Below are 22355 nucleotides of genomic sequence, written 5' to 3' on the forward strand. Positions count from 1 at the left end.
TCGTGCCTTCCCTGCATCCCGCGGCGGCCTATCGAGCGCCGCCGCGTCCCCGATCGTTACTTGCTGATCTGTGCGCCCACGCCGAAGTACGGTGTCGACGACGTGCTCGAGTTCGCCGACGTCGACGTGACGCCGCCGTTCACCGTGCCCTGGATGAGCGCCGCGTACAGGCCGCCCGTCGCGATCACCACGCCCGATGCGGACGGATAGGTCGCACCGCTTGCCGGCGTCGTCGTCGCGTTGAGCAGGCCCGGCGTTCCCTGGCCGTAGTCGAGCGTGAAGGCGTCTTCCTCTGCCTGCGTGGTCGGGTTGATGAACGACGCGTTGCTGCCGCGGATCAGTGCGGCCGTGTACTTGAAGTTCGAATCGGCGCCCGCGTAGCCGCCGTCGATCGCGCCCGACTGGATCGCGGTCGCCGCGCCGAGCACCGCGATGCCCGATTCGTCGTCGACCTGCGCGTCGGTATGCAGCGGCGGCGTGCCGAGGTTCACGTTGCCCGTGCGCACGACCACCGGCACGGTCGCGCCGTTGAGCTGGCCGATCACCATGTGCGCGGTGGCCGACTTGCCGGTTGCGCCGATCAGCGGCAGCTTCGTCTGCGGCAGGATCTGCGGCGCCTTCGCGCTGTTGAGGTAGCCGCCGGTCGCGTTCACTGTCCATGGATCGCCGGTCGTCTGGCAGCCGCCGGCATTCGTCGACGTGCATGCGCCGTTCGCGTCGAACGTCTCGCTCGAATTCGTGCCCTTCGTCGCGTAGTTACCCGACGGCACAAGGTGGTAAATCAGCGCGTTGTACGTGCCCGGCAGCTTCGTGAGGTCGGTCGTCGTGTTCGCGAAGCCGAGGAACGGATAGAAGTCGAAGTGGCGATTGGGCACCTGCCCGACGTTCTGGATCACGCCCGGGATGATCGTCAGCCCGTCGTACTGAACCGTCGCGCCGGGGATGCCGCCGCCCGCCACGCCCATGCCGACCAGCAGCATCGGCGGGTTCGCCTGGTTGAAGTCGGCGGCCGTCGAATAGGTCGAGCCGTTCGGTGCCGTGCCCGAACCCGGCGTGAGCACGAACGCGCAGCGCGTCTGTTCCGCGGTCGGCAGCGTGCCGGTCGGCGGGTGGACGACCTTGCCGGTGATCGTCGTGCCAGCGCGGCTCGGCGTGACCGTGCCGGTCGCGAGCGGAATCGGCGACTCGAGCCACTTGAGCGTGTACGTCATCGCGACCGCGTCGATGTTGACGCTGACGATCTCGCCGCTACCGGCGCCGCCGAGGTACGTGCTCTTGACGATGTCGGCGTCGGCCGGGCACAGCGCGCCGTTTATCGGCTGCGACGGCGGCGGCCCTTGCGTGCCGCAACTCGATCCGGAACATTGGGGTGCTTCGATGGGCGCGGGCGAGCCGCCGTCCCCTCCACCACAGGCGATCAGGAAAGGGGCGATGGCAAAGGCCGTTGCCACCCCCTTCGATAAGGCGTGCGACATGCCGCTGTCTCCAATCGTTTAATTGTGCGAGCTAATGTCGCTGCCTGGATTTTTGCTGTCAATTGATGAACTCGTCTAAAAAAGACGATTGAAACAGCGTGCACGCGATGAATCCTCGCAGGATCGGGATTTCAGTAAGAATTAAAACGCGTGAAGGGTGCTGGAGTGCTGCCGGAGTGGGGTGGCTGCCACGCTCGGACGGCTCTCGAGGCCCTCACGCGTATAACGGCAGCGTTTAAAGCGGCGGTATCCGGTTTATCCCTATTCGGGATTGACTGGAGAGAATTCGGGTAATTAATTCATCGGTAATCGCGCAATGGAAAGCTTGTAAATATTTGTAAATGTGCGAACCGGATTTTATTGATTGCCTGATGCGGGAAAATAAAAAGCCGGCCAGCGGCCGGCTTTGCATCGCATGCAAGCGCAATCAGCGTTTGAGGCCTGCATCCTCGGCGGCGCCGATGTTGAGGTTCATGCACTGGATCGCGGCGCCCGATGCGCCCTTGCCCAGGTTGTCGAGGCGCGCGACCGTGACGAAGCGCTCTTCGTTGCCGAACACGAACAGGTCGACGCGGTTCGTGTCGTTGTTCGCCTGCACGTCGAAGAAGCCGCTGTCGAGGTTCGCATCCGCGTTGAACGGCGCGACGCGCACGAATGGTTCGTCCGCGTAGTACTCGGCGAACACGCGCTGCACGTCCTGCGGCGTCGCGCGCTTCGCGAGCTGTTCGGGCGAGAAGTAGGTCGTCACGGCCAGGCCCTTCAGGAACGGGCCGACGATCGGCGTGAAGATCGGCGCGTGCGCGAGGCCCGTGTGCGCGGCCATTTCCGGCAGGTGCTTGTGCGCAAGCGCGAGCGCGTACGGACGCGGGCTCGCGAGCTTGCCGCCCGGGGCCGCGTTTTCGTATTCGGCGATCATCGACTTGCCGCCGCCGCTGTAGCCGGTGATCGAGTAGCTGTGCGCGGCGAAGGTCGGCGCGACGATGCCGGCATCCACGAGCGGGCGCATCGCGAGCACGAACGCCGATGCATGGCAGCCCGGCACGGCGATGCGCTTCGACGTGCGAATCTTCTCGCGCTGCGCGCGCGTCAGTTCCGGCAGGCCGTACGCCCAGTCGGCGTTCGTGCGGAACGCGGTGCTCGCGTCGATCAGCGTCGTGTTCGGGTTCTCGACCAGCGATGCCGATTCGCGCGACGCGACGTCCGGCAGGCACAGGAACGTGACGTCCGATGCGTTGATCAGGCGGCGGCGCTCGTCGACGTCCTTGCGCTTCGCTTCATCGATGCGCAGGATCTCGATGTCGTTGCGCGCCGACAGGTATTCGAAGATCTTCAGGCCGGTCGTACCTTCCTGGCCGTCGACAAAAACTTTGGTGCTCATTTCGTTCTCGCTGAATGAAACGGGAGCCGCGGCGCCCTGAAACCGCCATTTTAAGACCTCATCCGGCGGGCCTGCACCGCACGGGGCGAAAAAAAGACGGCCCGCGGGCCGTCTCGTACCGCGCTCGCGCGCCTGCGCGGCATGGCCGCGTCACCGGCGGCGCGACCGGGCGCGCGTGCCGCCGCGTTCAGCGGCCGCCGGCCAGCCAGCGGGCGGTCGCCTCTGCGACGCGCCGGCCGAACGCCTTCGCGGTCTCGAGGTCGCCCGGCAGCGGGCCCTCGTCGGGCGTCGCGTCCGCCGGCGACTGCGCGAGCAGGCCCGTGAAGCCGCCGACGTAGTTGATGTCGTTGCGGGTGGCCGCCTTCGAGTTGGCCGGCATCATGCCCGTGCCGACCCACACCATCCCATGCTGCATCGCCAGTGTGACGAAATACTGAATGGTCGAGAACTTGTCGCCGTTCATCGTCGCGGAGTTCGTGAAGCCCGCGGCGATCTTGTCCTTCCATTTCTGCGTGAACCACGGCTTCGACGTGGCATCGGCGAACTGCTTGAACTGCGCGGACGGGCCGCCCATGTAGGTCGGCGCGCCGAAGACGATCGCGTCCGCCGCGTCGAGCGCGGCCCAGCCCGCGTCGTCGAGTTCGCCGACGGCGATCAGGCGTGCGGTGGCGCCGGCGTCCTGCGCGCCTGCGTGGACGGCGTCGGCCAGTTTCTGTGTGTGACCGTAGCCGCTGTGATAGACGATGACGATGTTCGACATGAAGCGTTCTCCGGAAGGGGACGAAACGGCGGGCGTCGCGGCCTGCCGCGTCACGCGCCGCGACGGATGCGCGGCGGGATGCCGCGACCGGTGACGCCGAGTCTAGCAAGCCGAAATGACGGGAGAAAAGCACGCAGGCGGGGCGGGGAAAGGCGCGGGCGCGGGCGATCGACGCCGGAGACACGCGCAACGGGGCGGGCGGCGGCGCGTGAGCGCTCACTGTCCGTAAGTGACCGTGAGCCGCGCGGTGCCGATCGTCAGCGTGCCGATCTCGTGCTCGAACATCGGCGCGGGGCGCCCCTGCGCGACGCGCAGGTCCGTGCCCTTCAGCGCATAGACGGTGATCACGTAGCGGTGCGGCTTGCCGGGCGGCGGGCACGGGCCGCCGTAGCCGTCGATCCCGAAGTCGTTGCGCGCCTCGCTCGCGCCGATGCGGCGCAGGAAGCCCGACGCGCTCGCGTCGGCCGGCAGGCTCGTGACGTTTGCCGGGATGCCGGCGACGGCCCAGTGCCACCACCCGTGTCCCGGCGCATCGGGATCGAAGATCGTGATCGCGTAGCCGTGCGTGCCGGGGGGCGGGTTGCGCCAGCTGAGTTGCGGCGAGCGATTGTCGCCCTTGCAGTCGCCGCGGTCGAACACGTTCGCGGCGCCGACGCGCCCGCCGGCCGTCAGGTCGTTGCTCGACACGGTGAACGGGCCTTCCGCCCGCGCGGGCAGGACGGCGAATGCGACGCACGCGGCGGCGCAGGCAAGGGCGGCGATGAACGGCGAAGGACGACCCGGGGACGCAGGCGAAGTGATCCGGCGATCCACACGCATATGGCGCTTCTCCCGTCACGTGGGCCGGGCTGATGCTCCCGGCATTGTTGGCGTTGTGCGTTGCCTGCGCAGCTGATGGCGACGATGGATCAAGTCTAGCATTAGGGTTCGATGCGCGATGCATGCCGCGGCCCGCGATGCGGGCCGGTCCCGATGCGGATCGGTGGACGAAAAAAAGCCGCTCGCGATCAGGCGAGCGGCTCGTTCGGCCAGGGTGCCGGCTGCGTGCCGGCCCGGCATTACTCCTTCGGCGCCGTCGCGCCGCCGTGCGCGGCCGACCACTCGGCCGGCGCGTGCAGGAACTTCTCGACTTCGTCGAGCGTCTTGGTCTCGAAGTAGCCCGAGGCCTTCGCGACGCGCAGCACGTCCCACCAGGTCGCCAGCGCGTGCAGGTCGACGTCGATGTCCTTCAGGACCGACACGCTTTCCTTGAAGATGTTGTAGTGGAACAGCACGAAGCAGTGGTTCACCGTCGCGCCCGCGGTGCGCAGCGCGTTGACGAAGTTGATCTTGCTGCGGCTGTCGGTCGTCAGGTCTTCCACGAGCAGCACGCGCGAGCCTTCTTCCAGATGGCCTTCGATCTGCGCGTTGCGGCCGAAACCCTTCGGCTTCTTGCGAACGTACTGCATCGGCACCATCATCCGGTCCGCGAGCCATGCCGCGAACGGGATGCCGGCCGTCTCGCCGCCCGCCACCGAGTCGATCTGCTCGAAGCCGACGTCGCGCATGATCGTCGTTTCCGCCATTTCCATCAGCGCACGGCGCACGCGCGGGTACGAGATCAGCTTGCGGCAGTCGATATAGACGGGGCTTGCCCAGCCGGACGTGAAGATGAACGGTTTTTCTGCATTGAAGTGCACTGCCTGTACTTCGAGCAGGATTTTGGCGGTCGTATCCGAGATCGACTGACGATCGTAGCCTGTCATGGGCATTCCTTGGGTGATGAGCGAAGAGCGGGCGCGGGCCCGGTGGCGCAGCAAGGGGAACCTGCCCAGGGGGCCGGGGCGCGATCGGACGGCCAATCGCATCGCTGCGCGCGTAGCCGGCTATTTTACCCGATTCAGGCCGGTTTTCGGCGGAATTCGCGCGGATTCGCCGCTTGGCTCACCACCGGCGAAACAAGCGGGGCCGGACCGCTCGCGCGCCGATGCAAAGGTTGCGGCGCTGCACCAACATGCGTCATGCGCGGGGTGTACACTAGGCGACCCTTAGAAATCGTTCAGTACTTTGTACTTCCCTCTTGCCACCCGCCAAGGTTCGATGGCGTGCCGACCCGGCGCGCTGCGTGCCGTCTCGCAGTCGACCATCCCTTCGATTCAAGTAGACGCGGCCCAAGGTGCTGTGTACTGAACCGTCAAAATTTCGCATGTCTCTCGCAGGTCAATCATGGACGAACAACTGAAGCAGGCCGCTCTCGCTTATCACCTGAACCCGAAACCCGGCAAGATTTCGGTCACCCCGACCAAGCCGCTGTCGAACCAGCTCGATCTGTCGCTCGCGTATTCGCCGGGCGTCGCCGCCGCGTGCGAGGCGATCCACGCCGATCCGCTCGACGCGCAGAAGTACACGTCGCGCGGCAACCTCGTCGGCGTCATCACCAACGGCACGGCCGTGCTGGGCCTCGGCAACATCGGCCCGCTGGCCGCGAAGCCGGTGATGGAAGGCAAGGGCTGCCTGTTCAAGAAGTTCGCGGGCATCGACGTGTTCGACATCGAACTGTCGGAATCCGACCCCGACAAGCTGGTCGAGGCGATCGCGATGCTCGAGCCGACGCTCGGCGGCATCAACCTCGAGGACATCAAGGCGCCGGAATGCTTCTACATCGAGCAGAAGCTGCGCGAGCGCATGAAGATTCCCGTCTTCCACGACGACCAGCATGGCACCGCGATCATCGCGTCGGCTGCGATCCTGAACGGCCTGAAGGTGGTCGGCAAGAAGTTGTCCGAAGTGAAGCTCGTGTGCTCGGGCGCGGGCGCGGCGGCGATCGCGTGTCTGGACCTGCTGGTGAACCTGGGTCTCACGAAGTCGAACATCCTCGTCGCCGACTCGAAGGGCGTGATCTACGAAGGGCGCGGCAACCTCGACCCGTCGAAGCAGCGCTATGCGGCTGCCACCGACGCGCGCACGCTCGCCGACGCGATCGTCGGCGCTGACGTGTTCCTCGGCTGCTCGAGCGCGGGCGTGCTGAAGCAGGACATGGTCAAGACGATGGGCGACCGCCCGCTGATCCTGGCGCTTGCGAACCCGGAACCGGAAATCCGCCCGGAAGACGCGAAGGCCGTGCGCCCGGACGCGATCGTCGCGACCGGCCGTTCGGACTATCCGAACCAGGTCAACAACGTGCTGTGCTTCCCGTTCATCTTCCGCGGCGCGCTCGACGTCGGCGCGACGACGATCACGGAAGAAATGAAGCTCGCGTGCGTGCGCGCGATCGCCGAGCTGGCCGAGGAGACCGACCAGAGCGAGGAAGTCGCGAAGGCGTATGAAGGCCACTCGCTCGAGTTCGGGCCGGAATACCTGATTCCGAAGCCGTTCGATCCGCGCCTGATCATCAAGATCGCGCCGGCCGTCGCGCAAGCCGCGATGGATTCGGGCGTCGCCACGCGTCCGATCCAGGACATGGACGCATACCGCGAGCAGCTCGGCGCGACCGTCTACCGCACCGGCATGGTGATGCGTCCGGTGTTCGCGACCGCGAAGAAGAAGCAGGCGCGCATCGTGTTCGCCGAGGGCGAGGACGAGCGCGTGCTGCGCGCCGCGCAGTTCGTGTTGCAGGAAAAGATCGCGAAGCCGATCATCGTCGGCCGTCCGTCGGTCATCGAGATGCGCTTGCAGAAGATCGGCTCGAAGCTGAAGGCCGGCGTCGATTTCGAGATCGTGAATCCGGAAGACGACACGCGCTACCACCGCTACTGGCAGGCCTACCACGAGATCGGCGCGCGCGACGGCGTCACGCCGGAAGTCGCGAAGGCCGCGATGCGCAAGTTCAACACGCTGATCGGCGCGATGCTCGTGCATCTGGGCGACGCGGACGGGATGATCTGCGGGATGATCGACACGTTCCACAGCCACCTGAAGTTCATCGAGCAGGTGCTGGGCCGCGCGAAGGGCGCCGAGCACTTCGCGGCGATGAACCTGCTGATGCTGCCGGGCCGCAACCTGTTCCTGTGCGACACGTACGTGAACGAACTGCCGAGCGCCGAACAGCTCGCCGACATGACGATCCAGGCGGCCGCCGAGATCGAGCGCTTCGGCATCGCGCCGAAGGCCGCGCTGCTGTCGAACTCGAACTTCGGCAGCGCGCCGTCGGCGTCGTCGCGCCGCATGGCCGAAGCCCGCAAGCTGATCAGCGAGCGTGCGCCGAACCTCGAGGTCGACGGCGAAATGCACGGCGACGCGGCGCTGTCGGAAGCGGTCCGCAAGGCCGCATTCCCGGGCACGACGCTGTCGGGCGAAGCGAACCTGCTGATCATGCCGAACGTCGAAGCGGCGAACATCGCATACAACCTGCTGAAGATGGTCGGCGGCGAAGGCGTGACGGTCGGCCCGCTCCTGCTCGGCGCGGCGAAGCCGGTCCACATCCTGACGCCGGCCGCCACCGTGCGCCGGATCATCAACATGACGGCAGTGGCCGCCGCGAACGCGAACACGAAGTAAGTTCGCGCCCGCGTGTGCCGCGCATCGCGCGCGGCGCAATGAAAAACGCCACGGAACCTGCGTTCCGTGGCGTTTTTTTTGTGAACCGCCCATCGCCCACCGCGCGGAGGCGGACGTCCCGACCGCGAACGCCCGCCTTGCGCCGTTACGCGACCTGCTGATGCGACTGCCCGCCCGTCGGCGAACGCCACTTCGCGAGCAACGTGTTCCACTTCTGGCGTACCGCGCGCAGGTTGTTCTCCTTCACGTGGCCGTAGCCGCGAATGCCGTCCGGCAGCGCCGCCAGCTCGAGCGCGAGCGGGCGGTTGGCCGCGTTCAGCCTGGCCAGCACTTCGTCGATCAGCGCTTCGTACTCGCCGATCAGTGCGCGCTCGGTGCGGCGCTCCTCGGTGCGGCCGAACGGGTCGAGGCCCGTGCCGCGCAGGAACTTTGCCTTCGCGAGCAACCGGAACGCCGACAGCATCCACGGGCCGTACGCCTTCTTCACGAGATGGCCATGCGCGTCCGTCTTCGCGAACAGCGGCGGCGCGAGATGGAACTTCAGTTTCCAGTCGCCTTCGAACTGCGACGACAGGCGCGCGAGGAACGCCGGATCGGACTGCAGCCGCGCGACCTCGTATTCGTCCTTGTACGCCATCAGCTTGAACAGGTTGCGCGCGACCGCTTCGGTCAGTTGCTCCTGCATCGTGTCGCCGTCTGCCAGCGTACGCTCGGCTGCCCGCACCTTGTCGACGAAGGCCGCATAGCGTGCTGCGTAGGCGGCGTTCTGGTACGCGGTGAGGAATTCCACGCGCTTCGCGATCAGGGCGTCGACCGCCTTCTTCGTGTGCAGCGCGATCACCGTGGCGCCTTGCGCCGGGCGTGCGTCGCCGGCCGCGGCCTGCTTCACGCTCGCGAGGTCGTGCGCGGCGCGGCGGCCCCAGTCGAATGCCGCACGGTTCTTCTCGACCGATACCGCATTCAGCTCGATCGCACGGACGAGCGACGCAAGCGTGAGCGGCAGCCAGCCCTTCTGCCACGCGTAGCCGAGCACGAACGGGTTCGTGTAGATCGCGTCGCCGAGCAGCGCGACTGCGAAGCGGTTCGCGTCGATGAAGTCGACGGCTTCACCCGCCGCCGCACGGATGTCGTTTTCCGCGGACAGGCCCGGGAACGCCCAGTTCGGGTTCTTGATGAACTCGGCGGTCGGCGTCTGCGCACTGTTGACGACCACGCGTGTCGCGTCATGGCGCATGCGCGACGTGCATTCGTCGCCAGCCGTGACGATCGCGTCGCAGCCGATCACGAGGTCGGCTTCGCCCATCGCGATCCGCGTCGCGTGGATGTCGGTCGGCGCGTGCGAGATCTGCACGTGGCTCATCACGGCGCCGCCCTTCTGCGCGAGGCCTGTGACGTCGAGCACGGTCACGCCCTTGTTCTCCAGGTGCGCGGCCATCCCGAGCAGCGCGCCGATCGTGACGACGCCCGTGCCGCCCACACCCGTGACGAGCACGCCGTAGGCACGGTCGATCGCCGGCAGCGTCGGCTCCGGAATCGGCGGCAGCGCACCGCCTTCCACCGACACGGCCTTGGGCTTCTTCAGCTGGCCGCCTTCGACCGTGACGAAGCTCGGGCAGAAGCCCTTGACGCACGAGAAGTCCTTGTTGCAGCTCGACTGGTTGATCTGGCGCTTCGTGCCGAATTCGGTTTCAAGCGGCTCGACCGACAGGCAGTTCGACTGCACCGAGCAGTCGCCGCAGCCTTCGCACACCGCGTCGTTGATCACGACGCGCTTCGCCGGATCCGGATACGTGCCGCGCTTGCGTCGGCGGCGCTTCTCGGTCGCGCAGGTCTGGTCGTAGATCAGGATCGTCGTGCCTTCGATCTCGCGCAGCTCGCGCTGCACCTCGTCGAGCTGGTCGCGGTGATGGATCGTCACGCCCGGTGCTACGAGCGCCTTCTGGCCGTCGTACTTCTCCGGTTCATCGGTGACGATCACGATCTTCTTCGCGCCTTCCGACGCAAGCTGGTGCGTGATCTGCGGCACCGTCAGCACGCCGTCGACCGGCTGGCCGCCCGTCATCGCGACCGCGTCGTTGTAGAGGATCTTGTAGGTGATGTTCGCCTTCGACGAAATCGCCGCGCGCACCGCGAGCAGGCCCGAGTGGAAATAGGTGCCGTCGCCGAGGTTCGCGAATACGTGCTTCTCGTCCGTGAACGGCGCCTGGCCGATCCACGGCACGCCTTCGCCGCCCATCTGGCTGAAGGTGCTCGTGTTGCGGTCCATCCAGACCGTCATGTAGTGGCAGCCGATCCCGGCGATCGCGCGCGAGCCTTCCGGCACGTTGGTCGACGTGTTGTGCGGGCAGCCCGAGCAGAACCACGGCTTGCGCTCGGTCTGCACGTGCGGCTTCGCGAGCGCCATTTCCTTTGCGTTGATCACCGCGAGCCGCGCGGCGATGCGCGCGCGCACGTCGGACGGCAGCTCGAACTTCTCGAGGCGCGTCGCGATCGCCTTCGCGATGATCGCGGGCGACAGTTCGTAGTGCGCGGGCAGCAGCCAGTTGCCCATCGGTACCGACCATTCGCCGCCGGCGCCGTCCTTCTCGTCGAACTTGCCGAACACGCGCGGGCGCTGCGCATCGGGCCAGTTGTACAGTTCTTCCTTGATCGCGTATTCGAGGATCTGGCGCTTTTCCTCGACGACGAGGATTTCGTCGAGGCCGCGCGCGAACGCCTGCGCGCCCTGTGCCTCGAGCGGCCACACGCAGCCGACCTTGTACAGGCGGATGCCGATCCGCGCGCAGGTTTCGTCGTCGAGACCGAGGTCCGTCAGCGCCTGGCGCACGTCGAGGTACGCCTTGCCGCCCGTCATGATCCCGAAGCGCGCATTCGGCGAGTCGATCTCGATCCGGTCGAGCTTGTTCGCGCGCACGTACGCGAGCGCCGCGTACCACTTGAAGTCGAGCAGCCGCGCTTCCTGGACGAGCGGCGGGTCCGGCCAGCGGATGTTCAGGCCGCCTTCCGGCAGGATGAAGTCGGTCGGCAGCACGATCTCGGTGCGATGCGGGTCGATGTCGACCGATGCCGACGATTCGACCACGTCCGTCACGCACTTGAGCGCGACCCACAGGCCCGAGTAGCGGCTCATCGCCCAGCCGTGCAGGCCGAAGTCGAGATATTCCTGCACATTGGACGGGAACAGCACCGGCAGCCCGCAGGCCTTGAAGATGTGTTCGGACTGGTGAGCGAGCGTCGACGATTTCGCCGCGTGGTCGTCGCCGGCCAGCACGAGCACGCCGCCGTGCTGCGACGAGCCGGCCGAGTTCGCGTGCTTGAAGACGTCGCCGGTGCGGTCGACGCCCGGGCCCTTGCCGTACCACATGCCGAACACGCCGTCGTATTTCGCGCCGGGGTACAGGTTCACCTGCTGCGAGCCCCACACGGCGGTGGCGGCGAGATCTTCGTTGAGACCGGGCTGGAAGACGATCTGGTGGGCCGCGAGGTGCTGCTTGGCCTTCCAGAGCGAGAGATCGAGGCCGCCGAGCGGTGAACCGCGATAACCGGAGATGAAGCCGGCCGTGTTGAGGCCGGCGGCGCGGTCGCGCTCCTGCTGGAGCATCGGCAGGCGCACGAGCGCCTGGATACCGCTCATGTACGCGCGGCCGCGTTCGAGGGTGTATTTGTCGTCAAGCGTGACGGACTTCAGCGCGGCTTCGAGCGACGCGCGTTGGCCTGCGTCTAGCGGGGCATTCATTAACTGTCTCCTCCACCCAGTTTGGGATCACCAAAACTTCGATTGCGTCGACGTCTTGTGGACGTGTCGGCAGTGGCCGGCATATTGGCCGGTTTTGAGTGATGGTAGCACTGGGATAAACCCGCCGCCCACCGGCCGACGTGCAGCGACGGGTCGACGAAACGGCGCGCGGCGATGCGTTACATCATGTAAAAGCATGTAAAGCTGGCCCCATCTTCGTACAAATGCCGTTAATCTTGTCGGCCTGCCGGAGGTGCCCGGCCGCGTCGGCCCGTTTCGACGCAGCCGGGGAGGCGCCGGCAGTTTTAAAGGAGGTGCAATGAACACACGTCATGTCCAGAGTTTCCTGATCGTGTCCGCCGCGTTTTTCGCGATGACCGGCCCGGTGCGCGCGCAAGGCGCGAGCGCACTGGCGGCAGCCGGCGCGCAGATGCGTCAGATCGCGCCGGCGCAGGCTGCCGACGCGCAGTCGGCAGCCGCGCGCGTCGTCGTGTCGAAGGCGAACGTGCGTTGATCCGTTCGCGCGGCGCCGGGCCGCGCCGGAACGAGGCAAAAAGCAAAAAGGGCGGGAATCGCAAGATTCCCGCCCTTTTTTCATGTGTCGCCGAGGCTCGCGCGGCCCCGGCCGTCGGGCGCCGGGCGGCCGTCTGCGTCAGGCCTTGTCCTGGACCACGCCGCGGCGGATCTGGTCGAGTTCGATCGATTCGAACAGCGCCTTGAAGTTGCCTTCGCCGAAGCCCTGATTGCCCTTGCGCTGGATGATCTCGAAGAAGATCGGGCCGATCTGGTTCTCGGTGAAGATCTGCAGCAGCAGGTCGTCGCGGGCGCCGTCGATCAGGATCTTGCGCTTCTTCAGTTCGTCCAGCGATTCGCCGTGGTTCGGCACGCGGCGGTCGACCAGCTCGTAATACGTGTCGATCGTGTCGAGCAACTTCACGCCCTTGCCGCGCAGGCCGTCGACCGCGCCGTAGATGTCGTTCGTGCCGAGCGCGATGTGCTGGATGCCTTCGCCGTGGTACGCGTCGAGGTATTCCTGAATCTGGCCGGCCGTGTCCGAGCCTTCCTCGTTGATCGGGATCCGGATCTTGCCGCACGGCGAGGTCATCGCCTTCGACTTCACGCCGGTCACCTTGCCTTCGATGTCGAAGTACCGCACTTCGCGGAAGTTGAACAGGCGCTCGTAGAACTCGGCCCATTCCTGCATGCGGCCGCGATGCACGTTGTGCGTCAGGTGGTCGATGTAGGTGAGGCCGTGGCCGACCGGGTTCGGGTTCGCGCCGGCGATCGGCTCGAAGTCGACGTCGTAGATGCTGATGTCGCCAATCGCGCCGGGCTGCGCGCCGTTCTTGCCGCGCCAGCGGTCGACGAAGTAGATCAGCGAATCGCCGATGCCCTTGATCGCCGGGATGTTCAGCTCCATCGGGCCCGTCTTGTTGTCGAAGCCCCACGCGCCGAGCTCGAGCGCGTGCTTGTACGCCTTCGCGGCGTCCTGCACGCGGAACGCGATCGCGCAGATCGACGGGCCGTGCAGGCGTGCGAAGCGTTGCGCGAACGAATCGGGTTCGGCGTTGATGATGAAGTTGATGTCGCCCTGGCGGTAGACCGTCACGTCCTTGTGGCGATGGCGCGCGATCGCGGTGAAACCCATCCGTTCGAACAGTTGTCCGAGCGCTTTCGGATCCGGAGCGGTGTATTCGATGAATTCGAAGCCGTCGGTGCCGACGGGGTTGTCCCAGTTGGGGATCTGCATGTCGTGTCTCCTGTGCGGGGCGATCGGCCGGCGCGACGTGCGCGTGCGCGGCCTGGTTCGATGTCGAACGCGGCGCACGCGTCGGCGTGCGCAACGAATCGGTACGTGCGACAGAGTGTAGCGGGCGGGCGCGAGCGGAAACTTGCGAACTTAATCGTCCATGCCTACGATGGCGCAATTTCCAGTCTCTGAACCATCATTGGAGGGCAGAAGATGGCGCAAGCCGAATTGGATGCCATCGACCGGCGGATTCTCGCGATTCTTCAGGAGAACGGCCGCTTGTCGAACCAGGAGATCGCCGAGCGCGTGAACCTGTCGCCGAGCCCGTGTCTGCGACGGATCCGGCGGCTCGAGGAGATCGGTGTGATCACCGGCTACGTCGCGTTGCTCGATCCGCAGAAGCTGGGGCTCGACCTGCTCGCATACGTGAGCGTGCGGCTCGAGAAGCGCGGCGGCCTGGCGCCGGTCCGTGCCGACGAGACGTCGGCGCGCGCGGGCGCGACCCACGCGGAACTGTTCCGCGCGGCCGTGCAGACCTGGCCGGAAGTGGTGGCGTGCCATGCGATGACGGGCGACATGGATTACCTGCTGCGGGTGCAGGTCGAGGACATGGCGCACTTCTCCCGCTTCGTGCAGGAGCATTTGCTGCACCATCCGTCGGTGATCGACGTGAAGACGAGCTTCTCGCTCGAGTGCTTCAAGGAGACGACGGCGTTGCCGATCCGGTCGGTGCGCTAGAGCGCGGTGCGAGAAGGGGAGAAAGAAGGCTGAGCCGGGCGCCCCGCGAGGCGGCCCGGTCGGCCGATGTTACGCCGTCAGCGCGGCGGGCATCAGCGATTCGATGAACTTCGACGTGCGGTGCGCCTGGCGCTTGAGCGCGTAGTCGAATACCGCGGCCTGCTCCTGCAGCATCTCGGCGAGGATCGTCGAGTGGTCGGCCGGTGGCAGCGACAGGTACGCATCGGCCTCGCCGTATGCGTATTCGATCCGCATGCCGGACTTCTTCGCGATGTGCATCATCGTCGCGTTGCGCGACAGGCAATGCATGTACAGCATCGTCACGCGGGTGTTGCGGCTACGGATCGCCGCGCGCTCGAACAGTTTCGAGCCGACGCCGCAGCCGCGGGCGCTTTCGAGCACCGACACGCCGAATTCCGCCGTACGCTTGTCGCCTTCGGCGGGCAGATACGCCAGGTGGCCGACGCCGATCAGCTCGAGCGCATGGTCGAACACGCCGAACACCGTGTCGCGACCGAAGTCGATCGTACGGACATAGTTCTCGATCACGTGGTCGGGCACCATCTGGCCGAAGCGCAGCAGGCGGTCCTCTTCGTTGAGCGAGAGAAAGTGGGTGAGCATTTGCTCACGGTCTTTGGAAGCCAGTTCCCTGACGAGAACCGGCGCAGTACCGGCCTGGCCGACTGCATCGGCTCGGCGGTTGAGTTGCGTGTTCATCGTGGGTTCCTCAGTGTGTAGCTGCACGAGCAACTTGTGCAATGCAGCGCATTTTACCTGAGTGGGGTTGGGGAAAACCCGTATTTGACGTTATTTGTGCTGAGTAGGAATTCTAAATCCGCTTAGTTAATTCGCTATGTGTTTGATTTATAACGGATTTAAAATTCATCATATGAAATGCGCGGCGGCCTGTCGCAGTGTGCCCGCCGCGCAACGCATGCTGCTGCGCGGCAATCACGCGCCGGACGACAGCCCGTGTTCCATCAGGTCGATCACCTGTTCGGCGAAGTCGCGGTAGCCGAGGCGGCCGCCCGGCTTGAGCCACGTGAACGTCCAGTTGATCATCCCGAACACCATCATCGTGACCGACGTCTGGTTTTCCTTCGAGATCCGGTCCGGGTAGGCGCGCGCGAGCTGGCGCGCGAATGCCGCGACGATGTCGCGCTGGCGGTCGAGCACGATTTCGCGCTGCGCGTCCTCGAGATACTTCACGTCGTTGAGCAGCGCGACATGGCGGCTGTGCGACGTCTCATACTCGGCGAGGAACGCGCGCACCAGCTCGGCGAACGCGTCGCGCTCGCTGAGGCCGCGCCGCTGGCTCGCGCCTTCCACCTCGGCGATGATCAGCATCAACCGCTTCGTGTAGCGGTCGAGCAGGTCGAACAGGATCGCTTCCTTGCTCTCGTAATAGTGATAGAGACGTGCCTTCGACGTGCCGCTCGCGGTCGCGAGATCGGACATCGACGTGCTCGGATAGCTCGTCTGCGCGAATTTCTCGGCGGCGAGATCGAGGATCTGCTCGCGCTGGGATTCGTGGTCGGGCGCTCGGGTACGGGCCATGGTCGAATGCGAAAGTTGTAGCGTTAGCGATGCGCGGCTGCCGCGCGCACCTGCGTGGAAGAAAGGGCGGCCGGCGCGTCGTCCTGCAGCTCGAGCCGGCCGGCTGCCGCGAGTTCGCGGCAGCGCCACCAGGCGATCGAGTCGCTGACGAACAGCCCGCCGCGGTCGGCGCTGGCCATGATGTCGCCGACGACGCGTCGCGCGGGCAGCCAGCCGGGTTGCGCGTGCGCGACGATCAGCGCGTCGAGGTCCGCGTAATGGCCGCTCTTGATCGTGTTGCTGACCCAGTAGCGCAGCTCGGCATTCAGGTGCTTCGCCTCTTGCCATTCGAGCGCGAGGCGACCGATGCGCAGTACCGAGATCGGCGCGGCCACCGGCCGTTTGCGAGCGAGTGCCGCGGGCGAGAACATCCCGGTCGAGCAGGCCTGGTCGGTGCGGGTCAGCGTCGCGCGCTGCGGGGCGTCGAGGTCCGCGGCCGACAACCGTACCTCGTTCAGCCGCTGCGGCACGTTGCGCAGGTGATAGGCGACGCGTCGCAACAGCAGCTTGTCGCCGACGCTCGGTGCGTGCCAGACGACTACCTGGTCGGTATCCATCGCGAGCTGGTCGAGGCGGGTGAATTCACCTTCGATCTCCGCATTCCAGTCGGGAATCTGGTCGCCGAGCACGCGCTGCCAGAAGGCGGCGCGCGTGTCGGGCGTCTCGTCGGCGCCCTTCAGCGGCCCGACCGCGAGATCGTCGAGCAATCCGACGACGCGCTCGTCGCGTCCGGCTTGCGCGAGCGCCTCGCGCAGCGACGCGGCGGCGGTGCCGCCCTGAATCACGTGAATGGTACTCATCGGCCTGTCATCAACAAAAGAAAACCGCCGGCCGGGCGGACGTTGCGACGTCCAGCCGGCCGGCGGCCCCTAGTGTAAGCGAGATGTGTGACGACGAGAAACCGGCGCGCCGCGCCGGTGCGACGACGCTCAACGCTCGTCGAAGCTCACGACGACCTTGTCGCTGACCGGGTGGCACTGGCACGTGAGCACGAAGCCGTCCTTCACTTCGTGTTCCTCGAGCGTGTAGTTCTTCTCCATCCGGACTTCGCCTTCGACCACCTTCGCGCGGCACGTGCAGCACACGCCGCCCTTGCACGCATAGGGCAGCGCGAGGCCCGCGCGCAGGCCGACGTCGAGCAGGCTCACGCCCTCGTACGGCAGGCGCAGCTTGCGCTTCTTGCCGTCGAGCACGATTTCGAGATCGGCGGCCGGCGTCTGGTCGGTGATCTCGACGACGGGCGCGCCGGCCTGCGGCAGCGGCGTGCCGAAGCGTTCGACATGTACCTTCGCCGGCGGCACGCCGGCTGCCTTCAGCGCGGCTTCGGCCGCGTCCATCATCGGCGCCGGGCCGCAGATGAACGCTTCGTCGATCGCGTCGGCCGGCGTCAGCGTGGCAAGGAATTCCGCGCATTTCGCCTGGTCGAGCACGCCGTTGAACAGCTCGACGTCCTGCTGGTCGTCCGACAGCACGTGGTACAGGACGAAGCGGTTCATGTAGCGGTTCTTCAGGTCCTCGAGCTCCTCGGCGAACATGATCGCGTCGACGCTGCGGTTGCCGTAGATCAGCGTGAACGTGCTGCGCGGCTCGAGCTCGAGCGTCGTCTTCACGATCGCGAGCACCGGCGTGATGCCCGATCCGCCGGAGAACGCGACGTACTGTTTGCCGTGGTCGGCGTTCAGGTGCGTGAAGAAGCGGCCGTCCGGTGTCATCACGTCGATCGTGTGGCCGGGCTTCAGCGTGTCGAACGCGAAGTTCGAAAACCGGCCGCCGCGCACGCGCTTGATGCCGATGCGCAGTTCGCCGTCACGGTCGTAGTCGGTCGTACCGACGCAGATCGAGTACGAGCGGCGCGTTTCCTCGCCGTCGATGTGGGTCTTCAGCGTGACGAACTGGCCCTGCGTGAAGCGGTACGCGTCGCGCAATTCGGGCGGCACGTCGAAGGAGACGGTAACGGCGTCGGCGGTCTCGGGGCGCACATCGCGGATACGCAGCGGGTGAAATTGCGGGGTCGCCATGATCAATAAGGTTTGAAGTAGTCGAAGGGTTCGCGGCAGTCGACACAGCGATACAACGCCTTGCAGGCCGTGGACGCGAATTGCGCGAGACGCTCGGTGCGGGCGGAACCGCAGCGCGGGCAAACGGGCGCCGCGACGGGGCGCGGCACGAAACGCACGACGTTTTCCCGCGGCGCGGCGCCGGCGCACTGGCCGACGGGCGGCGCGATGCCGTACGCGCGCAGCTTGTCGCGCGCTTCCTGCGTGATCCAGTCGGTCGTCCATGCGGGCGCGAGCACCGTCTCGATCCGGTGCGGCGGCAGGTCGGCGGCATGCATCGCCGCGGCGATGTCCTCGGCAATCTGCGACATCGCCGGACAGCCGGAGTAGGTCGGCGTGATCACGACTTCGAGCAGGCCGTCGTCTGCGCGACGGACGTCGCGCAGGATCCCGAGCTCGCGGATCGACACGACTGGAATCTCGGGATCGGGCACGGCTTCGAGCACCTCCCACGCGCGCGCGAGCAACGGATCGTTGTGGTGCGCGGCGGGTGCGGCGTCGGCGGGTGCGGCGGTCTGGACGGACATCGTCGGGCTCCGTTGGGTCGGCCGGTTACCAGGTCGCGCCGGGGTGCTGGCGCGCGAGGCTCTGCATTTCCGCGAGCAGGTAGCCCATGTGCTCCGAGTGCTCGCCCCGCTTGCCGGTCGTCACATGCTGCACCGGCGCGGGCAGGGTGAGCGTCGCTTCCGCGAGCGCATCGTCCACGTCTGCACGCCAGGCGGCTTCGAGCGTGGCCGCTGCCGGGCCGATGCCGGATGCGGCGATCGCGTCGTCGACGGCGTCGGCGGCGAAGAATTCGCGCGTGTACGGAATCAGGTAGTCGAGCGCGGCCTGTGCACGGCGATGCGACTCGTCGGTGCCATCGCCGAGGCGCAACAGCCATTCGCGGGCATGCTGCACGTGATAGCGGGTTTCCTTCACCGATTTCGCGGCGATCGCGGCGAGTTGCGCGTCCGTCGACGTTTCGAGCGCCATCCACACGTGCAGCATCAGCGTCGAGTAGAGGAAATTGCGCACGATGGTCACCGCATAGTCTTTGTCGGCGTGCGCGGTGCCGGCGAGCGGGCCGAAGTGCGGCAGCTCGGCGAGCGTGAAGTTCGCGAACTCGCGCTCGGTGCGGAAGTACGCGTAGTCGTCTTCCGTCTTCGCCGCGCCGTTCAGTTGGCGGTCGAGGTCGGCTGCGTGCGTATATAGCATGCGGGCCTGGCCGATGAGGTCGAGGCTCATGTTGGTGAGCGCGATGTCTTCCTCGAGGATCGGGCCGTGGCCGCACCATTCGGCATTGCGCTGACCAAGGATCAGCGCGTTGTCCGCGAGGCGCAGCACGTAGGAGAGGTGTTCGGGCGTGATCGTCATGGCGCGGGCGTTACATGTGGTTGACTTCGTCGGGCAGCGTGTAGAACGTCGGGTGACGGTAGATCTTGTCGCCCGCCGGTTCGAACAACTCGGCCTTCTCGGCCGGATCCGACGCGGTGATTGCCGACGACGGCACCACCCAGATGCTCACGCCTTCCTGGCGGCGCGTGTAGACGTCGCGCGCCATGCGCAGCGCCATCGAGGCGTCGGCCGCGTGCAGGCTGCCGCAATGCTTGTGGTCGAGGCCCTGCTTGCTGCGCACGAACACTTCCCAGATCGGCCATTCCTTGTTCATCACTCTCTCCTGATTCCTGTATTCGATGGTTGCCGCTCAGGCGGCTTGCTGCTTGGCGCGGGCGCGGCGCTTTGCTTCGTGCGCGAGCGCGGCTTCGCGCACCCACGCACCGTCGTCGTGCGCCTTCACGCGGGTTGCGAGGCGTTCCTTGTTGCACGGGCCGTCGCCGTTGACGACGCGCCAGAACTCATCCCAGTCGATCGCGCCGTAGTCGTAGTGGCCCCGCGCCTCGTTCCATTTCAGGTCAGGGTCGGGCAGCGTCACGCCGAGTACCTTCGCCTGATCGACCGTCGCGTCGACGAACTTCTGCCGCAGGTCGTCGTTCGAGATCCGCTTGATGCCCCATTTCGCGGACTGGTTGCTATGGACCGAATCGGCGTCGCTCGGGCCGAACATCATCAGCACCGGCCACCACCAGCGGTTCACCGCCTGCTGGACCATCGCGCGCTGTGCGTCGGTGCCCTTCATCATCGACAGCAGTGCATCGAAGCCCTGGCGCTGGTGGAACGACTCTTCCTTGCACACGCGGATCATCGCGCGCGCATACGGGCCGTACGTGCAGCGGCAAAGCGGGATCTGGTTCATGATCGCGGCGCCGTCGACGAGCCAGCCGATCACGCCGACGTCGGCCCAGGTCGGCGTCGGGTAGTTGAAGATGCTCGAGTATTTCGCCTTGCCGGCGTGCAGCGCGTCGATCAGCGAATCGCGCGATACGCCGAGCGTTTCGGCCGCGCTATATAGATAGAGGCCGTGACCGGCTTCGTCCTGGACTTTCGCGAGCAGGATCGCCTTGCGCTTCAGGCTCGGTGCGCGCGAGATCCAGTTGCCTTCCGGCAGCATGCCGACGACTTCCGAGTGCGCGTGCTGCGAAATCTGGCGGACCAGCGTCTTGCGATAGGCATCGGGCATCCAGTCCTGAGGTTCGATCTTGCCGTCCGCGGCCATGACCGCGTCGAACCGCGCCTGCTCGGGCGACTCGGCTGCGGCGTCGAGCGGTGCGACGTTGCCGGGGATGTCGAGGGATTGCGTGTACATGGCGGAGGATCTCGTCCGGTTGAATGTGTGCGAAGTATAAACCAACCGACCGGTCGGTTAATAAATTTCTTGCGGATTTGCAGCGGGACTCGGGTAAACGTGGGGCGAGGGGCGCGATCGCCGGCCGGGAAGGCGGTGGGCGCGTGAGGCGGGTGGCTTCTGCGGCACAATGCCTGCTTTCCGATGAGGATTTCGCCGATGTCATTTCGAAGCAGTTTCGTCGCGACCGTGCTGGGCGCGTCCGTTTTCCTGTCGCCGCTCGCGGTCTCGGCCGCACCGGCCGGGTGGGTCGCCGCGTGGGCGACCGCGTTGCAGCCGATTCCCGACCTGACTGCGCCGCCGCCGCTCTATCGCGCGCCCGACGTGGCCGGGCGAACCGTTCGGCAGATCGTCTACCCGACGGTTTCCGGGCATGTCGCGCGGATTCGTATCAGCAACGCCTACGCTCGCGCGCCGCTGTTGATCGAGGCTGCCGGACTCGCGCGCGCCGGTGACGGCGCGGCGCTTGCCGACGCGACGGGTGCTTCCGTCCGCTTCGGCGGCAAGACGTCGGTGACGCTCGCCCCGGGCCAGGAGTTTGAAAGCGACCCGGTGGCGATCGACGTGACGGCCGGGCAGCCGTATGCGATCAGTCTGAGGATGGGGGCAAACCAGCGGATGACGGTGTGGCACCGCGTGTCGAACCAGCTCAATTACGTATCGGCGCCGGGCGATCACGTGAACGATCCGGGCGCCGGCGCATTCCGCACGCGCTTCACCCAGTATGCGTGGGTGACCGAACTGGCCGTCGAGGCGGGCGCCGCGCGCGCGAGTGTCGCCGCGATCGGGGACTCGATCACCGACGGGCTGCGCTCGAGCTTGAACCGCAACCGTCGTTGGCCGGATGCGCTGGCGCGCCGGCTGGCCGCGGCAGGTTCGGATTCGCTCGGCGTCGTGAATCTCGGGATCAGCGGCAATCGGCTGCTGAGCGATTCGGCATGCTACGGCACGTCGCTGGCGTCCCGGTTCGAGCGCGATGCGCTTTCGCGTGCAGGGGTGAAGGCGGCGATCGTGCTGATCGGCATCAACGACATCAACTTTGCGGCGATGCCGCCGCGTGCGGGGCTCGATTGCGACAACCCGCATACGCAGGTCACGGCCGCTTCGTTGATCGACGGCTATCGCCGGTTGATCGAGGCAGCGCATCACCAGGGCGTGAAGGTCTTTGGCGCGACGCTCACGCCTGCAGCGTTGCCGGCTGGGCGCGAGGCGGTCCGGCTCGAGGTGAACCGGTGGATCCGGAGCGGCGGCGGGTTCGACGGCGTGGTGGACTTCGACGCGGTGCTGCGCGACCCGGCTCGCCCGAGTGTGCTGCAGCGCCGGTATGACAGCGGCGACGGCATTCATCCGAGTGACGCGGGTTACACGGCCATGGCCGATGCGGTGCCGATGGAGCGGCTGCAGGCCGCAGTCGGCGGTAAGTGACATCGCCTTACATATATAGAACGACGAACCGCCGGCTTCCTCGAGATTGTGGGCGGCGCGCGGCCCCTCGAACGCCAGGCCCCCGTGCGCGTTAGCGCACGGGGGCTTTTCAAAATATTTCACAAAAGGGGTTGCGGAGACCGGGGCGGGTGCTTAGAATCACGCCTCTTTCGCGCTAACGGAAACGCAGCGCGGAGGAAGAAGGGAAGCGGTGCGATGGAGGGTGGGTTGTAGAGGAC

Annotated in this window: 19 protein-coding genes; 4 read left to right on the forward strand and 15 right to left on the reverse strand. The window is 66.4% G+C overall.

What is annotated here, in order from left to right; translation table 11 throughout:
- Positions 1 to 56: 56 nt before the first annotated feature.
- The 5 genes from WS75_RS21335 to WS75_RS21355 form a co-directional block, all read right to left on the reverse strand.
- The gene (locus tag WS75_RS21335; RefSeq protein WP_059682879.1) at positions 57 to 1475 is read right to left on the reverse strand and encodes a DUF2957 domain-containing protein; all 1419 of its coding nucleotides are present in this window, start codon (positions 1473 to 1475) and stop codon (positions 57 to 59) included.
- 427 nt (positions 1476 to 1902) lie between these two features.
- Positions 1903 to 2853, reverse strand: coding sequence for an N-acetyl-gamma-glutamyl-phosphate reductase (gene argC, locus WS75_RS21340; protein WP_059682880.1), 951 nt, complete (start codon positions 2851 to 2853; stop codon positions 1903 to 1905).
- 187 nt (positions 2854 to 3040) lie between these two features.
- Entirely contained in the window at positions 3041 to 3613 is a 573-nt protein-coding gene (locus tag WS75_RS21345) for a flavodoxin family protein (RefSeq protein WP_044846329.1), read from the reverse strand.
- Positions 3614 to 3829: 216 nt separating this feature from the next.
- Complete coding sequence (locus tag WS75_RS21350; protein WP_059682883.1) at positions 3830 to 4432, reverse strand: YbhB/YbcL family Raf kinase inhibitor-like protein; 603 nt, start codon at positions 4430 to 4432, stop codon at positions 3830 to 3832.
- A 239-nt stretch (positions 4433 to 4671) separates the two neighbouring features.
- Positions 4672 to 5358, reverse strand: coding sequence for an orotate phosphoribosyltransferase (locus tag WS75_RS21355; RefSeq protein ID WP_006752465.1), 687 nt, complete (start codon positions 5356 to 5358; stop codon positions 4672 to 4674).
- Positions 5359 to 5818: 460 nt separating this feature from the next.
- Between WS75_RS21355 and WS75_RS21360 the strand changes: the two genes are divergently transcribed.
- Positions 5819 to 8089 carry an NADP-dependent malic enzyme gene (locus WS75_RS21360; protein ID WP_059682885.1) on the forward strand — a complete coding sequence of 757 codons (2271 nt, stop codon included), beginning with the start codon at positions 5819 to 5821 and terminating at the stop codon, positions 8087 to 8089.
- A gap of 145 nt (positions 8090 to 8234) precedes the next feature.
- Here WS75_RS21360 and WS75_RS21365 read toward each other — a convergent pair whose 3' ends face one another.
- On the reverse strand, positions 8235 to 11825 hold the full coding sequence (locus WS75_RS21365; protein WP_059682887.1) for an indolepyruvate ferredoxin oxidoreductase family protein: 3591 nt from the start codon (positions 11823 to 11825) through the stop codon (positions 8235 to 8237).
- Between the two features lie 319 nt (positions 11826 to 12144).
- On the opposite strand from WS75_RS21365, the gene WS75_RS21370 reads away from it, so the two are divergent.
- Positions 12145 to 12339 (forward strand): hypothetical protein, encoded by a 195-nt coding sequence (locus WS75_RS21370; protein ID WP_059682889.1) that lies wholly within the window; start codon positions 12145 to 12147, stop codon positions 12337 to 12339.
- Positions 12340 to 12477: 138 nt separating this feature from the next.
- Here WS75_RS21370 and hppD read toward each other — a convergent pair whose 3' ends face one another.
- Positions 12478 to 13575 carry a 4-hydroxyphenylpyruvate dioxygenase gene (gene hppD / locus WS75_RS21375; RefSeq protein WP_059465128.1) on the reverse strand — a complete coding sequence of 366 codons (1098 nt, stop codon included), beginning with the start codon at positions 13573 to 13575 and terminating at the stop codon, positions 12478 to 12480.
- Positions 13576 to 13788: 213 nt separating this feature from the next.
- On the opposite strand from hppD, the gene WS75_RS21380 reads away from it, so the two are divergent.
- Positions 13789 to 14313: an Lrp/AsnC family transcriptional regulator gene (locus WS75_RS21380; RefSeq protein ID WP_011655746.1), complete on the forward strand. Its 525-nt coding sequence runs from the start codon at positions 13789 to 13791 to the stop codon at positions 14311 to 14313.
- A 69-nt stretch (positions 14314 to 14382) separates the two neighbouring features.
- Here WS75_RS21380 and WS75_RS21385 read toward each other — a convergent pair whose 3' ends face one another.
- The 8 genes from WS75_RS21385 to paaA all read right to left on the reverse strand — a co-directional run bounded on the left by WS75_RS21385 (position 14383) and on the right by paaA (position 20652).
- Positions 14383 to 15030 (reverse strand): GNAT family N-acetyltransferase, encoded by a 648-nt coding sequence (locus WS75_RS21385; protein WP_059682923.1) that lies wholly within the window; start codon positions 15028 to 15030, stop codon positions 14383 to 14385.
- A gap of 234 nt (positions 15031 to 15264) precedes the next feature.
- Positions 15265 to 15870 (reverse strand): TetR/AcrR family transcriptional regulator, encoded by a 606-nt coding sequence (locus WS75_RS21390; RefSeq protein WP_059682891.1) that lies wholly within the window; start codon positions 15868 to 15870, stop codon positions 15265 to 15267.
- Between the two features lie 23 nt (positions 15871 to 15893).
- The gene (locus WS75_RS21395; protein WP_059682895.1) at positions 15894 to 16709 is read right to left on the reverse strand and encodes a DUF1835 domain-containing protein; all 816 of its coding nucleotides are present in this window, start codon (positions 16707 to 16709) and stop codon (positions 15894 to 15896) included.
- 129 nt (positions 16710 to 16838) lie between these two features.
- On the reverse strand, positions 16839 to 17927 hold the full coding sequence (gene paaE, locus WS75_RS21400; protein ID WP_059608509.1) for a 1,2-phenylacetyl-CoA epoxidase subunit PaaE: 1089 nt from the start codon (positions 17925 to 17927) through the stop codon (positions 16839 to 16841).
- A 2-nt stretch (positions 17928 to 17929) separates the two neighbouring features.
- Positions 17930 to 18493: a 1,2-phenylacetyl-CoA epoxidase subunit PaaD gene (gene paaD, locus WS75_RS21405; protein ID WP_059682897.1), complete on the reverse strand. Its 564-nt coding sequence runs from the start codon at positions 18491 to 18493 to the stop codon at positions 17930 to 17932.
- Between the two features lie 25 nt (positions 18494 to 18518).
- Positions 18519 to 19322: a 1,2-phenylacetyl-CoA epoxidase subunit PaaC gene (gene paaC / locus WS75_RS21410; protein ID WP_059682899.1), complete on the reverse strand. Its 804-nt coding sequence runs from the start codon at positions 19320 to 19322 to the stop codon at positions 18519 to 18521.
- 10 nt (positions 19323 to 19332) lie between these two features.
- The gene (paaB, locus tag WS75_RS33740) at positions 19333 to 19617 is read right to left on the reverse strand and encodes a 1,2-phenylacetyl-CoA epoxidase subunit PaaB (protein WP_006752453.1); all 285 of its coding nucleotides are present in this window, start codon (positions 19615 to 19617) and stop codon (positions 19333 to 19335) included.
- A 36-nt stretch (positions 19618 to 19653) separates the two neighbouring features.
- Complete coding sequence (paaA, locus tag WS75_RS21420) at positions 19654 to 20652, reverse strand: 1,2-phenylacetyl-CoA epoxidase subunit PaaA (RefSeq protein ID WP_059608506.1); 999 nt, start codon at positions 20650 to 20652, stop codon at positions 19654 to 19656.
- Positions 20653 to 20850: 198 nt separating this feature from the next.
- Here paaA and WS75_RS21425 point away from each other — a divergent pair, with 198 nt between their 5' ends.
- Positions 20851 to 22116 carry an SGNH/GDSL hydrolase family protein gene (locus WS75_RS21425; protein ID WP_059682900.1) on the forward strand — a complete coding sequence of 422 codons (1266 nt, stop codon included), beginning with the start codon at positions 20851 to 20853 and terminating at the stop codon, positions 22114 to 22116.
- The last annotated feature ends 239 nt before the right edge of the window (positions 22117 to 22355 follow it).

Source organism: Burkholderia sp. FL-7-2-10-S1-D7, assembly GCF_001524185.1.
GTDB classification, from domain to species: domain Bacteria; phylum Pseudomonadota; class Gammaproteobacteria; order Burkholderiales; family Burkholderiaceae; genus Burkholderia; species Burkholderia diffusa.

Excerpts from the sequence above, each read along its gene's own strand:
- WS75_RS21380 (WP_011655746.1), top strand. The coding sequence starts at position 13,789 with ATGGCGCAAGCCGAATTGGATGCCATCGACCGGCGGATTCTCGCGATT.
- paaB (WP_006752453.1), bottom strand. The coding sequence starts at position 19,617 with ATGAACAAGGAATGGCCGATCTGGGAAGTGTTCGTGCGCAGCAAGCAG.
- WS75_RS21360 (WP_059682885.1), top strand. The coding sequence starts at position 5,819 with ATGGACGAACAACTGAAGCAGGCCGCTCTCGCTTATCACCTGAACCCG.
- paaE (WP_059608509.1), bottom strand. The coding sequence starts at position 17,927 with ATGGCGACCCCGCAATTTCACCCGCTGCGTATCCGCGATGTGCGCCCC.
- paaA (WP_059608506.1), bottom strand. The coding sequence starts at position 20,652 with ATGTACACGCAATCCCTCGACATCCCCGGCAACGTCGCACCGCTCGAC.
- WS75_RS21390 (WP_059682891.1), bottom strand. The coding sequence starts at position 15,870 with ATGGCCCGTACCCGAGCGCCCGACCACGAATCCCAGCGCGAGCAGATC.
- hppD (WP_059465128.1), bottom strand. The coding sequence starts at position 13,575 with ATGCAGATCCCCAACTGGGACAACCCCGTCGGCACCGACGGCTTCGAA.
- WS75_RS21370 (WP_059682889.1), top strand. The coding sequence starts at position 12,145 with ATGAACACACGTCATGTCCAGAGTTTCCTGATCGTGTCCGCCGCGTTT.
- WS75_RS21350 (WP_059682883.1), bottom strand. The coding sequence starts at position 4,432 with ATGCGTGTGGATCGCCGGATCACTTCGCCTGCGTCCCCGGGTCGTCCT.
- WS75_RS21385 (WP_059682923.1), bottom strand. The coding sequence starts at position 15,030 with ATGAACACGCAACTCAACCGCCGAGCCGATGCAGTCGGCCAGGCCGGT.
- WS75_RS21355 (WP_006752465.1), bottom strand. The coding sequence starts at position 5,358 with ATGACAGGCTACGATCGTCAGTCGATCTCGGATACGACCGCCAAAATC.
- WS75_RS21425 (WP_059682900.1), top strand. The coding sequence starts at position 20,851 with ATGTCATTTCGAAGCAGTTTCGTCGCGACCGTGCTGGGCGCGTCCGTT.
- argC (WP_059682880.1), bottom strand. The coding sequence starts at position 2,853 with ATGAGCACCAAAGTTTTTGTCGACGGCCAGGAAGGTACGACCGGCCTG.
- paaC (WP_059682899.1), bottom strand. The coding sequence starts at position 19,322 with ATGACGATCACGCCCGAACACCTCTCCTACGTGCTGCGCCTCGCGGAC.
- paaD (WP_059682897.1), bottom strand. The coding sequence starts at position 18,493 with ATGTCCGTCCAGACCGCCGCACCCGCCGACGCCGCACCCGCCGCGCAC.
- WS75_RS21395 (WP_059682895.1), bottom strand. The coding sequence starts at position 16,709 with ATGAGTACCATTCACGTGATTCAGGGCGGCACCGCCGCCGCGTCGCTG.
- WS75_RS21335 (WP_059682879.1), bottom strand. The coding sequence starts at position 1,475 with ATGTCGCACGCCTTATCGAAGGGGGTGGCAACGGCCTTTGCCATCGCC.
- WS75_RS21345 (WP_044846329.1), bottom strand. The coding sequence starts at position 3,613 with ATGTCGAACATCGTCATCGTCTATCACAGCGGCTACGGTCACACACAG.
- WS75_RS21365 (WP_059682887.1), bottom strand. The coding sequence starts at position 11,825 with ATGAATGCCCCGCTAGACGCAGGCCAACGCGCGTCGCTCGAAGCCGCG.